Annotated in this window: 10 protein-coding genes; 7 read left to right on the forward strand and 3 right to left on the reverse strand. The window is 63.1% G+C overall.

Translation table 11 applies throughout. From position 1 onward, the window contains the following. Positions 1-100 precede the first annotated feature (100 nt). Positions 101-1,153: a restriction endonuclease gene (locus tag C1927_RS13230; protein ID WP_108746945.1), complete on the forward strand. Its 1,053-nt coding sequence runs from the start codon at positions 101-103 to the stop codon at positions 1,151-1,153. A 48-nt stretch (positions 1,154-1,201) separates the two neighbouring features. Here C1927_RS13230 and C1927_RS13235 read toward each other — a convergent pair whose 3' ends face one another. The 3 genes from C1927_RS13235 to C1927_RS13245 form a co-directional block, all read right to left on the reverse strand. After that, positions 1,202-1,594: a type II toxin-antitoxin system HicB family antitoxin gene (locus C1927_RS13235; protein ID WP_079222349.1), complete on the reverse strand. Its 393-nt coding sequence runs from the start codon at positions 1,592-1,594 to the stop codon at positions 1,202-1,204. A 130-nt stretch (positions 1,595-1,724) separates the two neighbouring features. Further along, positions 1,725-2,453, reverse strand: a complete 729-nt coding sequence (gene hutC / locus C1927_RS13240) for a histidine utilization repressor (protein ID WP_108746946.1) — start codon at positions 2,451-2,453, stop codon at positions 1,725-1,727. A 31-nt stretch (positions 2,454-2,484) separates the two neighbouring features. Continuing rightward, positions 2,485-3,855, reverse strand: a complete 1,371-nt coding sequence (locus C1927_RS13245) for a formimidoylglutamate deiminase (protein WP_079222351.1) — start codon at positions 3,853-3,855, stop codon at positions 2,485-2,487. Between the two features lie 67 nt (positions 3,856-3,922). On the opposite strand from C1927_RS13245, the gene hutI reads away from it, so the two are divergent. The 6 genes from hutI to drt3b all read left to right on the forward strand — a co-directional run bounded on the left by hutI (position 3,923) and on the right by drt3b (position 12,659). Next, a complete protein-coding gene (gene hutI / locus C1927_RS13250) occupies positions 3,923-5,146 on the forward strand; it encodes an imidazolonepropionase (protein WP_108747848.1) in 1,224 nt (407 codons plus the stop codon). Next, complete coding sequence (gene hutH / locus C1927_RS13255; protein WP_108746947.1) at positions 5,143-6,684, forward strand: histidine ammonia-lyase; 1,542 nt, start codon at positions 5,143-5,145, stop codon at positions 6,682-6,684. The genes hutI and hutH overlap by 4 nt, the downstream gene beginning before the upstream one ends. Continuing rightward, positions 6,681-7,535: an N-formylglutamate deformylase gene (gene hutG, locus C1927_RS13260; RefSeq protein WP_108746948.1), complete on the forward strand. Its 855-nt coding sequence runs from the start codon at positions 6,681-6,683 to the stop codon at positions 7,533-7,535. Before hutH ends, hutG begins: the two co-directional genes overlap by 4 nt. Beyond that, positions 7,532-9,199, forward strand: a complete 1,668-nt coding sequence (hutU, locus tag C1927_RS13265; protein WP_108746949.1) for a urocanate hydratase — start codon at positions 7,532-7,534, stop codon at positions 9,197-9,199. The genes hutG and hutU overlap by 4 nt, the downstream gene beginning before the upstream one ends. Positions 9,200-9,427: 228 nt before the next feature. After that, positions 9,428-10,684, forward strand: a complete 1,257-nt coding sequence (drt3a, locus tag C1927_RS13270) for an antiviral reverse transcriptase Drt3a (RefSeq protein WP_108746950.1) — start codon at positions 9,428-9,430, stop codon at positions 10,682-10,684. Then, a complete protein-coding gene (drt3b, locus tag C1927_RS13275) occupies positions 10,677-12,659 on the forward strand; it encodes an antiviral reverse transcriptase Drt3b (protein WP_108746951.1) in 1,983 nt (660 codons plus the stop codon). Before drt3a ends, drt3b begins: the two co-directional genes overlap by 8 nt. The last annotated feature ends 235 nt before the right edge of the window (positions 12,660-12,894 follow it).

Consider the following 12,894-nt stretch of genomic DNA (forward strand, 5'->3'; position numbering starts at 1 on the left):
GGCTGCATCACAATCCGTGTCAGGAACGTCCTGACGCAATCGGACGGCGCGGCCTTTACACTGTGGTCTTCCGTTTTCGCCCCTTCCGCTCTCTTCCTGCATGCTCCCTTGGATCCTGGCCCTGCTGTCGGCCCTGCTTACCTGCACCCTGGCAATCGTCTATCTGTGGTGGATCAAGCGGCGGCGAACGGAAATGCAACTGGGGCTGCAAGCCCTGGCGGGCATGCATTGGCGTGAGTTTTCGACGCTGATCAAGCGGATGCTGCGCGAGCAGCGCGGCCTGCGCGAAGTGGCCGACCCGACCGAGGAGGTCCGCGAACCGAGCAGTGATTTCCTGCTGAGCGATGGTCCCAACACCTGGCTGGTGTCCTGCAAGCATGGCCTGGCCTACCGCATCGGTACGGCTGCCGTGAACGAGCTGGGCGCGGTCGCGCGCCTGGGCGGCGCCAAGGGCGGCCTGCTGATTACCGAAGGCCGCGTCGAGCGCGATGGCCTGGCCGCTGCGGAAAAGCAGTCGGTGGAAGTGCTGGACGGCCCGCGCCTGTGGCCGCTGCTGCAGGCCTACCTGCCGGGCGAGATTGAAACGCGCGTACGCGCCACGGCGCGGCATGAAGCCCTGCGCCGCATTGCCATTGCCGCGCTGGGCGCGGTGACCCTGGGCCTGCTGGTCGGGCTGGGCCTGCAGGGGCTGCATGTGGAGCCCACTGCGACGGCGGCGGAAAGCACGCCAGTGCCGGCCCCTGCACCGTCACCCGCACCCGCACCCGCCGCAGCCGAGGCGCAACCGGCCGCAACGCCGATGGCGAGCGCGGAGGATGTGGCCGCGCCGGTCGCACCGGCTGCACCCACCGAAGCCGCACCCGCTGCAGCGGCCGATGGCGACCGCAACGACCTCAATCCGGATACGGCCACCCTGGACCGTTACCAGGCCGAAATGGCCCGCGCGTTGTCCCGCCAGCCGGGCATTGCCAGCGGCGTCTGGCTGACCCGGCAGACCCTGGCCATCAACCGCACCGGCGAGCTGGAAGCGGTGTGGCCGCGCGTGTGCCAGGAAGTGCTGCGCTACCCCGCCCTGCGCAACGTGCGCGTGCAGATCAATGCCCGCCCCGGCGTGGACGAGCCGGTGCGCTGGCGGCAGTGCGCCACGTATTGATGGGGCAACATCCACGCACGGCGTGGATGGATAAACGATTCCGCGGCTTCAACCCAACGCGGCAAGGTGGGCGATGTAGCTTGAACGCGATTCGCCGGCCGCCTTGGCCTGCGCATCCAACCTTGCAAGGATCCGCCGCGGCAGGCTGATGTTGACCCGCTCGACGGTATCGTCCAACAAGGCTGGATCAATGTTGATGTAAGCAAGAATCCAGTGCGTGCCGGTGGCAGCTTCGGCCACGAGCTTCTGCGGCGCAGACGGCGTCGGGATGGAGTTCCCCGCATCCAATGCGGCGTCAATCCAGGCAAGCGCGGCCTCCTCCGCCGAACTGAGCGCTTCATCAAGCGTGTCAGCAGCAGAGAAACAGCCCGGCAGATCGGGCACGACCACGCCCCAGGCTGTACGTTCGTCACCGGCTTCGATCAAGACTGGATATCGCATGGGACCCGTCCGGCACCTCGTCAAAGGCACGCTAAGCGCCCGTGTGTCGTTGCGGTAGAGGCATCCGCGACAGTCGACGCGCCTTGGCGGAGAAGCCGAACATGGCTCGGCGCTACAGGGAACGCGCGCCCTAACGCGCGCCCGGCGCGAAACGCGCCACCAGGTCCCAGGCATCGCCCAGGAACATCTGCCGCACGCGGGTGATGGGCTGGTCGCCGCGCCAGGTCAGGCGCTCGATCACCAGGCAGGCGGTGCCCGGCTTCACCTCCAGCAGCTTGGCCGCGCCCGCGTCCGCGCCCCACGCGCTGATGCGGTGCTGGGCGCGGGTCCAGGACACGTTCTGCAGCAGCCAGCTGCCCGGCGCGGTGGTGCTGAAATCCACCTCCAGCACCTCGGGCACGCCCACCGGGCTGATCAGGCGGTGTTCCAGCGCCAGTGGCCGGCCGTCGGCCAGGTGCAGGCAGCGCATCGCCAGCAACGGCTCACTGCCGGCCAGCTCCCTCTCGCCGGCATTGCCGGGCTCGGCCAGGCGCAGGTCGCGCTGCAGCAGCCGGTAGGCGTACTGGTGGCCGCGCGAGCCGACCTCCATGGCGATATCGGGGATCTCCAGCGCCACCTGTTCCAGGTGCGGGGGCTGCCGCGCCACGAACGAACCGGCACGGCGGCGGCGCTCGATCATGCCGCTCTCGGCCAGCGCGGTCAGTACCTTGTTCACCGTCATCCGCGAGCAGCCGTACTGCTCCATCAGCTCGTGCTCGTACGGGATGCGGAAACCCGGCGCCCATTCGCCGCTGAGGATGCGGCTTTCCAGATCGCTGCGGATACGCTGGTTGAGCGTGGCGGACTTGCTGGCCTTCACGGGTGTGGGGGTCTCAATGAGCGGGAGGCGGTCAGCCCAGCACGCCACGCAGGGCAGCGGCAAAGGCGGTGGTGATGGCCTCGCGCTGCAGGTGGCGGCCGTCGGCCACGACCTGGCGGCCATGGCGCCAGACCGAACGCAGCGCGCCATTACGTGCAGCGAAGACCCAGCTGTCAAGCCATGCGTCACCTTGTCGCACCTGCAGCGCCGGGTGCGCGGGGTCCAGTTCAAGCAGATCGGCGCTGGCCCCGACCTGCAGCCCGGCAGCCACGCCCAGCGCCTGCGCGCCGCCCTGCAGGGCACCGTCGAACAGGAAACGGCCGCTGCTGCGCGAGGCATCCGGGGCCAGCACGTTGCGCCCGCGCAAGGCCAGGCGCTGGCCGTACTCGAGCAGGCGCAGCTCCTCGGCGGCGTCGATCAGCACGTTGGAATCGGAGCCGACGCCGAAGCGTCCGCCTTCGCGGGCGAACGCCTGCATCGGGAACAGGCCATCGCCCAGGTTGGCCTCGGTGATCGGGCACAGGCCGGCCACGGCCTTGCTGGCCACCATCTGCGCGCGCTCGGCATCGGTGATGTGGGTGGCGTGCACCAGGCACCAGCGCGCATCCACCGCCGCGTGTTCGTACAGCCACTGCACCGGCCGCTGGCCGCTCCAGGCCAGGCAGGCCTCGACCTCGCGCACCTGCTCGGCAATGTGGATATGTACCGGGCCGGTGGTCAGCGGCAGCAGCGCATCCAGTTCCTCGCCGGTGACCGCGCGCAGGCTGTGCGGGGCAATGCCCAGCACCGCGTCGGGCAACGTGGACAAGGCGGTCTTCGCCCCTTCCAGCAGCCGCGCGAACCCGTCCACGTCGTGGATCAGCCGGCGCTGCGCGGGATTGGGCGGCGCGCCGCCAAAATCGGCGTGGGCGTAGAACACCGGCAGCAGGGTCAGGCCGATGCCGGTCTGGTCGGCGGCGGCGGCGATGCGCGCGCTCATCTCGGCCCGCAGCGCGTAGGGCTGGCCGTCAGCCTGGTGGTGCAGGTAATGGAACTCGCCGACCCGGGTGAAGCCGCTTTCCAGCATTTCCATGTAGGCCTGGGCGGCGATGGCCTGCACCGCGTCGGGGCGCAGGTGGGCCAGGAAGCGGTACATCAGCTCGCGCCAGCTCCAGAAACTGTCGCCGTCCCCCCCGCCGATCTCGGTCAGGCCGGCCATGCCGCGCTGGAAGGCGTGGCTGTGCAGGTTGGGCAGGCCCGGCAGCAGCAGGCCGACGCGGGTATCACCGTCCTGCGCGCCCTGCCCCGCGTCAATGCGGGCGATGCGGCCGCCCTGCACCTGCAGGCGCACATCGCGCGCCCAGCCCTCGCCCAGCAGGGCGTGGGCGGCATGGAAACTCTGCGGGGAACGCGAATCGGACATGGCTGGACAACCCGAAATGGACGCCTATATTGTATAGACATATAAGCACAGCCGCGTTGTGGATGCCATGCACGTCGATATTCTCTGGTCCAACGTCCACCTGATGACCCTCGATGGCCCCGGCCTGGGGATCATCCGCAACGGCGTGCTGGCCTGCGCCGAAGGGCGCATCGTCCACGTCGGCACTGCCGGCAGCGACGCGCACCTGCGGCCGACCACCCGCATCGATGGCGAAGGCCGCTGGATCTCGCCGGGCCTGGTCGACTGCCACACCCACCTGGTCTACGCCGGCAACCGCGCCAACGAGTTCGAACAACGCCTGCAGGGTGTCAGCTACGCCGACATCGCCCGCGCCGGCGGCGGCATCGTCTCCACCGTGCGCGCCACCCGCGCCGCCTCGCCGCAACAGCTGGCCGACGAAAGCCGTCCGCGCCTGCTGGCCATGCGTGCCGAAGGCGTGACCACGGTGGAGATCAAATCCGGCTATGGCCTGACCCTGGACGATGAGCGCAAGCAGCTGCAGGTGGCACGCGCGCTGGGCGAGGAATGCCGGGTGACCGTGGTGCCGACCTTCCTCGGTGCGCATGCGGTACCCCCGGGGCGCGAGGCCCAGGACTACACCGACGAAGTGTGCAACGTGATGATTCCGGCCATCGCCGCTGACGGCCTGGCAGAAGCAGTGGACGTGTTCTGCGAGAACATCGCGTTCTCGCCCGCGCAGGCACGCCAGGTCTTCGAAGCCGCACGTGGCAACGGGTTGGCGGTGAAGATCCACGCCGAGCAGATGAGCAACCAGCATGGCGCCGAACTGGCCGCCAGCTTCGGCGCGCTGTCGGCCGACCATATCGAGCACCTGGACGATGCCGGCATCGCCGCGATGGCCGCGGCTGGCACCGTGGCGGTGCTGCTGCCCGGCGCCTTCTATTTCACCCGCGATACCACCCTACCCCCGATTGCCGCGCTGCGTGCGGCCGGCGTGCCGCTGGCCCTGGCCACCGACAGCAACCCCGGCACCTCGCCGCTGACCAGCCCGCTGCTGGCGATGAACATGGGCGCGACCCTGTTCCGCCTGACCGTGGACGAATGCATCGCCGGCTTCACCCGTGAAGCGGCGCGCGCGCTGGGCCATGGCGAGCGCATCGGCCGCCTGGCGGTGGGCATGGACTGCGACCTGGCGATCTGGGACATCGACGCGCCGGCCGACCTGGTCTATCGCATGGGATTCAATCCGCTGCACGCGCGCGTGGTGCGCGGGCAGCCCGACCTGCCTGCTTCCTGGAGCAACACATGAGCAACACCCTGGTTCTTCGCCCCGGCCATGTCACCCTCGCCCAGTGGCGGCAGGCCTATCGCGGTGCGCCGCTTGCGCTGGACCCGGCCGCGCTGCCGGCAGTGCGCGCCAGTGCGGCGGCGGTGGCCGCCATCGTCGCCAAGGGCGCGCCGGTCTATGGCATCAATACCGGCTTCGGCAAGCTGGCCAGCGTGCGCATCGAGCGCGAAGACCTGGCCACCCTGCAGCGGAACATCGTGCTTTCGCATGCCGCCGGCGTGGGTGAGCCGATGCCGGCCAGCGTGGTGCGGCTGATGATGGCTCTGAAGCTGGTAAGCCTGGCCCAGGGCGCTTCGGGCGTGCGCGAGGAAACCCTGCTGCTGCTCGAAGCGATGCTGGTGAAGGGCGTGCTGCCGGTCGTGCCGGCACAGGGCTCGGTCGGTGCCTCCGGCGATCTGGCACCGCTATCGCACCTGGCCAGCGTGATGCTGGGCGTGGGCGAGGCCTTCATCGGCGACGAGCGCATGCCGGCGCTGGACGCACTGGCGCGTGCCGGCCTGCAGCCGGTGGAACTGGGTGCGAAGGAAGGCCTGGCGCTGCTCAACGGCACGCAGTTCTCCACTGCGTATGCGCTGGCGGGCCTGTTCGAGATCGAGACCGTGTTCCAGGCCGCGCTGGTCACCGGCGCGCTGTCGGTGGAAGCGGCGAAGGGCTCGGACACGCCGTTCGACCCGCGTATCCACGCCATCCGTGGCCAGCGCGGGCAGATCGCCACCGCCGCCACGCTGCGCTCGCTGATGCAGGGTTCGGATATCCGCGAATCGCACCGCGACAACGACGTGCGCGTGCAGGACCCGTACTGCCTGCGCTGCCAGCCGCAGGTGATGGGCGCGGCGCTGGATATCCTGCGCCAGGCCGCGACCACGCTGGAAATTGAAGCCAATGGCGTGTCCGACAATCCGCTGGTGTTCACCGATACCGGTGAAGCGCTGTCCGGCGGCAACTTCCACGCCGAGCCGGTGGCCTTCGCTGCCGACATGCTGGCGATGGCGGTGTGCGAGATCGGCTCGATCAGCGAGCGTCGCCTGGCCATGCTGGTGGACCCGGCGCTGTCCGGCCTGCCGGCGTTCCTGACCCCGCGGCCCGGCCTCAATTCGGGCTTCATGATTCCGCAGGTGACCGCCGCCGCGCTCGTCTCTGAAAACAAGCAGCGCGCCTACCCGGCCAGCGTTGACTCGATCCCGACCTCGGCCAACCAGGAAGACCACGTCTCGATGGCCGCGCATGGCGCACGCCGTCTGATGCAGATGGCCGAGAACGCGGCCAACGTGATCGGCATCGAGCTGCTGGCCGCCGCGCAGGGCTGTGATTTCCACGCGCCGCTGCGCTCCAGCGCCGCGCTGGAGACCGTGCGCGCCACCCTGCGCGCGCAGGTGCCGACGCTGGAAGAAGACCGCTACTTCCACCCCGACATGGTGACCGCCACGAACCTGGTGCGCAGCGGCGCACTGGCACAGGGCCTGGCGGAACTGCTGCCGACCGTGGAGCCACAGGCATGAATGCCCGGCCCGAATGGCTGACGGTGCACGAGGGCGATGCCCCGTTGATCGTCAGTTTCCCGCATACCGGCAGCGAGCTGCCGCACGAGCTGATGGGTGACTACCACTCGCCGTGGCTGGCACGTCGTGATGCCGACTGGTGGGTGCACGAGCTGTACGACTTCGTGCGCGGCATGGGGGCCACCACCGTGCGTTCGGCGATCTCGCGTTCGGTGATCGACCTCAACCGCGACCCCAGTGGCGTGTCGTTGTACCCGGGCCAGAACACCACCGGCCTGTGCCCGCTGACCACCTTCGACAACCAGCCGCTGTACCACGCCGGGCGCGAGCCGGATGACGCGGAAATTGCCCGCCGCCGCGACACGTATTTCGCGCCCTACCACGCTGCGCTGGCCGCACAGATCGCGCGCCTGCGCGAGCGCCACGGCACGGTGGTGGTCTATGACGCACATTCGATCCGCTCGCATATCCCGCACCTGTTCGACGGTGAGCTGCCGCAGTTCAACCTGGGCACGGCCGGCCCGTCCGGTGCGCCGGACACCTCCTGCGACAACGCGCTGAGCGATGTGGTGGAAAACCTGCTGAAGATCAGCGGCATGAGCCAGGTGCGCAACGGCCGCTTCAAGGGCGGCTGGATCACCCGCCACTACAGCGACATCGCCGGCGGCGTGCACACGCTGCAGATGGAGCTGGCCTGCCGTGGCTACATGCACGAGCCCCTGCCGGACCAGGTGGACGAGCACAGCTGGCCCACCCCGCTGGACCCCGACCACGCCGCACCCCTGCGCCACACCCTGGCGCAGGTGCTCAACGCCTGCCTTGAATTTGCTACCAACCGGAGCGCCGCATGACCCGCAACGACCCGAGCCGCACCATCATCGCGCCCACCGGCACCACGCTGAACGCCAAGAGCTGGCTGACTGAAGCGCCGCTGCGCATGCTGATGAACAACCTGCACCCGGACGTGGCCGAGCGCCCGCAGGAACTGGTGGTTTACGGCGGCATCGGCCGCGCCGCGCGCGACTGGGAAAGCTTTGACGCCATCGTCGAAACGCTCAAGCGCCTGGACGACGACCAGACCCTGCTGGTGCAGTCGGGCAAGCCAGTGGGCGTGTTCCGCACCCACGCCGATGCACCGCGCGTGCTGATCGCCAATTCCAACCTGGTGCCGCGCTGGGCCAACTGGGACCACTTCAACGAGCTGGATAAGAAGGGCCTGGCCATGTACGGCCAGATGACCGCTGGCAGCTGGATCTACATCGGCGCGCAGGGCATCGTGCAGGGCACCTACGAAACCTTCGTGGAAATGGGCCGCCAGCACTTCAGTGGCGACCTGACCGGCAAGTGGCTGTTCACCGGTGGCCTGGGTGGCATGGGTGGCGCACAGCCGCTGGCCGCGGTGATGGCCGGCGCATCCTGCCTGGCCGTGGAGTGCCGCAAGAGCAGCATCGACATGCGCCTGCGCACCGGCTACCTGGACACCTGGACCGACAACCTGGACGAAGCGCTGCGCCTGATCGACGAAGCCTGCAAGGCCGGCACGCCGAAGTCGGTGGGCCTGCTGGGCAACGTGGCCGACGTGCTGGCTGAACTGCTGGAGCGCGGCATCCAGCCCGACCTGCTGACCGACCAGACCTCCGCGCACGACCCTGTGAACGGCTACCTGCCGCAGGGCTGGACCGTCGAGCAGTGGGACGAGAAGCGTGTCTCTGCGCCGAAGGAAGTGGAAAAGGCCGCGCGCGCCTCGATGGCCAACCACATCCGCGCCATGCTCGGTTTCCACGCACTGGGCGTGCCCACCGTGGATTACGGCAACAACCTGCGGCAGATGGCGCTGGAAGAAGGCGTGGCCAATGCCTTCGATTTCCCGGGCTTCGTGCCGGCCTACATCCGCCCGCTGTTCTGCCGTGGCATCGGCCCGTTCCGCTGGGCCGCACTGAGCGGCGACCCGGAAGACATCGCCAAGACCGATGCCAAGGTGAAGGAACTAATTCCGGACAACCCGCACCTGCACCGCTGGCTGGACATGGCTGCCGAGAAGATCAAGTTCCAGGGCCTGCCCGCGCGTATCTGCTGGGTGGGCCTGGGTGATCGCGATCGACTCGGCCTCGCCTTCAACGAGATGGTCGCCAACGGCGAACTGAAGGCGCCGGTGGTGATTGGCCGTGACCACCTGGACAGCGGCAGCGTGGCCTCGCCGAACCGCGAAACCGAAGCGATGGCCGACGGCTCCGACGCGGTGTCCGACTGGCCGCTGCTGAATGCCCTGCTCAATACCGCCAGCGGCGCCACCTGGGTGTCGCTGCACCACGGCGGTGGCGTCGGCATGGGCTTCTCGCAGCACGCCGGCATGGTGATCGTCTGCGACGGCACCGAGGCGGCGGCGAAGCGGATTGGCCGCGTGCTGTGGAACGACCCGGCCACCGGCGTGATGCGCCATGCGGATGCCGGGTATGAGATCGCGGTGGAATGCGCGAAGGAGAAGGGGCTGGATCTGCCGGGGATTCTGAGCTAGAGCTACACCACTTCGAATCTCAATGATGGGGACAAATGAACTCAGCCGTTGCTGCTATTCACAATGCTTTGGGGGCAGACAATTCGCTACGATCCATTGGTAACAGGTCATGCACATGTTCATCAATGAACCAAATAGGTGGCAATACCGCGATATACGGCGCAAGCTAAACCAACCCAACCTTTCCGGCAGCCTCAAAGACAACGGACGAACGTAGGGAATCACGACATGCATCGCTCGGGTTTGATCGCACACAACATTAGGAAGGAAGTTCGAAGGATCGACTTTTTTCTCGAACCGCACCTGAAAGACCCCGAGCATCTGTCCCAATCAATTGAAGATGCAGTCCAACTCTTGGCAGCACCATCGAAGCTCTCGTCCAAGATTGCTTATGCCCACTCGGGCGGAAAGTCCGTTGCTCGAGCGACTGACCACGCCTCAACCATAGCCCTCAGAATGCTTAATCGAGGACTGCATGACAAACATCGAGTGCCGGGCAATCGAGACGATATCGTACTCGCGCTAAAGGCCGTGATTTCGGAACAAGTCCCTTTCTTGATTATAAAGCTGGATGTCAAGAGCTTCTATGAATCCTTTACAGCCGACTATGTTTTGAACCACTTGGTCGGTAGTAGAACAATTTCCTCCAGCACCAGAATCGCGATCAAATCCATTATTGACAACCATGTAGTCCTTGGCAACTCGGGGTTGCCCCGTGGACTCGTGATAAGCCCAACCTTGGCCGATTCCATGATGCGTGAATTTGACGCGCAACTGCACTCGAACCCGAAGGTCTTTTTCTACAGGCGTTTTGTAGACGACATCGTCGTCATCATGAACTCCGGGGCGAACAGCTCAGTATCCATTTCAGAGTTCGAGACCGTCCTTCCGAACGGACTGCAGTTCAAGGAAACAAAAAAGACCGTCCTTGCATTTGAAAAATGCAAGCCAAAAGAAAATGCAACCGGAAAGGCAACCAAGTTTCTATCATTTAACTATCTTGGATACGCATTTCACTGTGCCAACGCTGATCACAACTACCGTGCCGACCAGACACGTGACGTTTGGCTCGATATCGCAGAGAGCAAGATCACTAGAACAAAGACTCGGCTGATGAAGTCATACGTAGATTTCATTAGGACATCTGATTTCGACTTATTGGAACGCCGAGTTCGACACCTGACGAGCAACATTAGTCTCCGAGATAGAAGCAAAGGAATCACTAGACTTTCGGGAATACACTTCAATTACCCTCTAATCGACTTGGAGAGGAGCAAAGCCCTCCCCGAGCTCGACAGATTCCTTAGAAACACGCTCCATTCGACCAAAGGTCGCATCTTCTCGAAGTTGTCGAGCAAGCTGTCCTCATCTCAGAGAGCTCAACTGTTGCGCCACAGCTTCTATTCGGGAGCAAGGTTTAAACGCTTTTACCAATTCAATCCAAAAGAGCTGGCGCGAATCCAGAGGTGCTGGAAACATGAGTGAAAAGACCAGAGTCAAGGTGCGGAAGTCCGATAAGTTTAGATCACTTGTAACGGAAACCTCTCCCGCCGAGACGCCAATTGTCTTCTCGAACGACGGCCTCTACCTGCGCGCAATCAAGAACAGCTCCACTTCTACCGGCTTATCAGAAAGCGTCTTCGACAAGCTAATAAAGCAGGAGGGACAGGACCTTTGGCACATCCCATATTCCTACAAAATCAAGAAGAACGCGCTATCACACCGACAGCTATCGGTTCCTCACCCTGGATCACAGTGGAGGATGATGGATTTTTATAGTAAATACTCTCCGCTCATTACAAACTACACTAGCCGAAGCACATCGAGTCTCAGGGCACCAAAATCAATAGCCGGATCGTACTTCACAAGATCCAATGGAGAGGGTGTGTCTCGTTACAAGAGATCACAGGTATCAATCGACACCCTGGACAAGCATCTTTCCCACAGCCCCTCCTACTTCTCGTATTTCGGCCATGGCAGGCTTTACAAATTCTTTGATTCCAAGGAGTTCATTGAACTAGAGCGCCGACATTCACACCTATGGATGCTGGATGTCGCAAAGTGCTTTGACAGCATTTACACGCATACAATCCTTTGGGCAGTAAAAAGCAAAGAGTTCTCCAAAGAAAATATCAGACTTAATTCTTTCGGAAATGCGTTTGACGCGCTCATGCAGAGCTCAAACTTCGGCGAGACCAGCGGGATATTGATCGGACCAGAAGTAAGTCGAATATTTGCAGAGATAATACTTCAACAGGTCGACGTTAGAGTAAAATCAAAACTCCAAACTCAAAATTTAGTGGACCGGGTTGATTTTGAAATTCGGCGGTATGTCGACGACTATTTCATATTTGCGAACGACCCCAGCGTTTCACGACGCGTATTTGCAGAAATCGAGTCCGAACTCACATTACTCAAACTGAGCGTGAACGACAGCAAGGTCCGCAAATACGAACGCCCTTTCATGACCGAGAAGTCGAAATCAATACTCGACTCGAAGTCCTTGCTTTCAGCATTTGTCAGCAAGTTCACCAAGAAGACCAAGGCAAACTCAAATGGTCTCCGCTCAACCACAATTTACAAGCATGACCGCCTCTTCCTCAGTTTCTGCAATGACGTGAAGTCTTGCTGCTCGACGAACGAATGCGGGTATGACGAGGTCTCCGGATACCTCATTTCAGGCTTGAAGAATCGTGCAATCTACCTCATGGACTCATACCCAGAGGAATTCAACACAAATAAAGGTGACGAAAAAGAACTTACGCATGACACATATGAAGCTCTCGCCCTAATCATAAAATGCGTATTTTTCCTATACAGTGTCGCCCCTTCCGTTACCGCGTCGTATAAAATTTCCATGCTGATTGTAGTGATCAGCCGATTCTCGAAGCAACACCTTCCCCAGTATGCGCAAGCGCTTTCGACCGCACTACTTGGTGAAGCGACGGTCGCGATAGATCGATCAGTGATTGAGCCACGCACAGACGGCTTTATTGATTTGGAGACCCAGAACATTCTCCTTGCCGTTAGCGAGTTCAGCGACGAACTTAGCATCAGCCCAAAAACACTAGAGAAGGCGTTTATTAACCCCAGCCGCCCCGCCTCTTATTTCAATCTAGTGTCCGCCATTTACTACATCAAATCGGGACCAACCTTTTCAACCCTTAGAAAATGGGTGTGCGACGGCGTCGACGATATACTCAGCCGATCAACCAGCTTCACCAAGGACTCCGAGAAGGCACTCACTGCATTGGATTTCATTGGATGTCCACACCTAGATATCCAGCGCCGCCTAAGCTGGGCCAAGTCCCTGCTGAGTGCCCTGGATCTTCCATCAACTGATCCAGCGGCTTTGGCCGAACTAGTTAAGGACTTCGAATCTCTACCATGGTTTGTTGACTGGAGAGAGATCGACCTCCTCAACCTCCTTGAGAGGAAGGAGTTGCGCGTCGTTTACTGATTGTGCAAGGATTCATTGACGGCGGGGTGGCCAATAGGCTTTGTCGGATTTCTCTACTGCGGCGCATGGTTTCTGTGCTCCGGAGGGCGGCATTCGTGCCGCACACACTATTGAGATGAGGCCACCCCACCGTCTTGCAGATCTCCCATGATGATCTGACTCTCAGTCTGAGATTCCTTTCCCTGTTAACTTCAGCGATTTCTCTCATCCGATCGACCGGTGCTGGTGCTCACCA

The sequence above is a fragment of the Stenotrophomonas sp. ZAC14D1_NAIMI4_1 genome, assembly GCF_003086775.1.
GTDB lineage: Bacteria > Pseudomonadota > Gammaproteobacteria > Xanthomonadales > Xanthomonadaceae > Stenotrophomonas.

Excerpts from the sequence above, each read along its gene's own strand:
- hutG (WP_108746948.1), top strand. The coding sequence starts at position 6,681 with ATGAATGCCCGGCCCGAATGGCTGACGGTGCACGAGGGCGATGCCCCG.
- hutI (WP_108747848.1), top strand. The coding sequence starts at position 3,923 with ATGCACGTCGATATTCTCTGGTCCAACGTCCACCTGATGACCCTCGAT.
- hutU (WP_108746949.1), top strand. The coding sequence starts at position 7,532 with ATGACCCGCAACGACCCGAGCCGCACCATCATCGCGCCCACCGGCACC.
- drt3a (WP_108746950.1), top strand. The coding sequence starts at position 9,428 with ATGCATCGCTCGGGTTTGATCGCACACAACATTAGGAAGGAAGTTCGA.
- C1927_RS13230 (WP_108746945.1), top strand. The coding sequence starts at position 101 with ATGCTCCCTTGGATCCTGGCCCTGCTGTCGGCCCTGCTTACCTGCACC.
- C1927_RS13245 (WP_079222351.1), bottom strand. The coding sequence starts at position 3,855 with ATGTCCGATTCGCGTTCCCCGCAGAGTTTCCATGCCGCCCACGCCCTG.
- hutH (WP_108746947.1), top strand. The coding sequence starts at position 5,143 with ATGAGCAACACCCTGGTTCTTCGCCCCGGCCATGTCACCCTCGCCCAG.
- drt3b (WP_108746951.1), top strand. The coding sequence starts at position 10,677 with ATGAGTGAAAAGACCAGAGTCAAGGTGCGGAAGTCCGATAAGTTTAGA.
- C1927_RS13235 (WP_079222349.1), bottom strand. The coding sequence starts at position 1,594 with ATGCGATATCCAGTCTTGATCGAAGCCGGTGACGAACGTACAGCCTGG.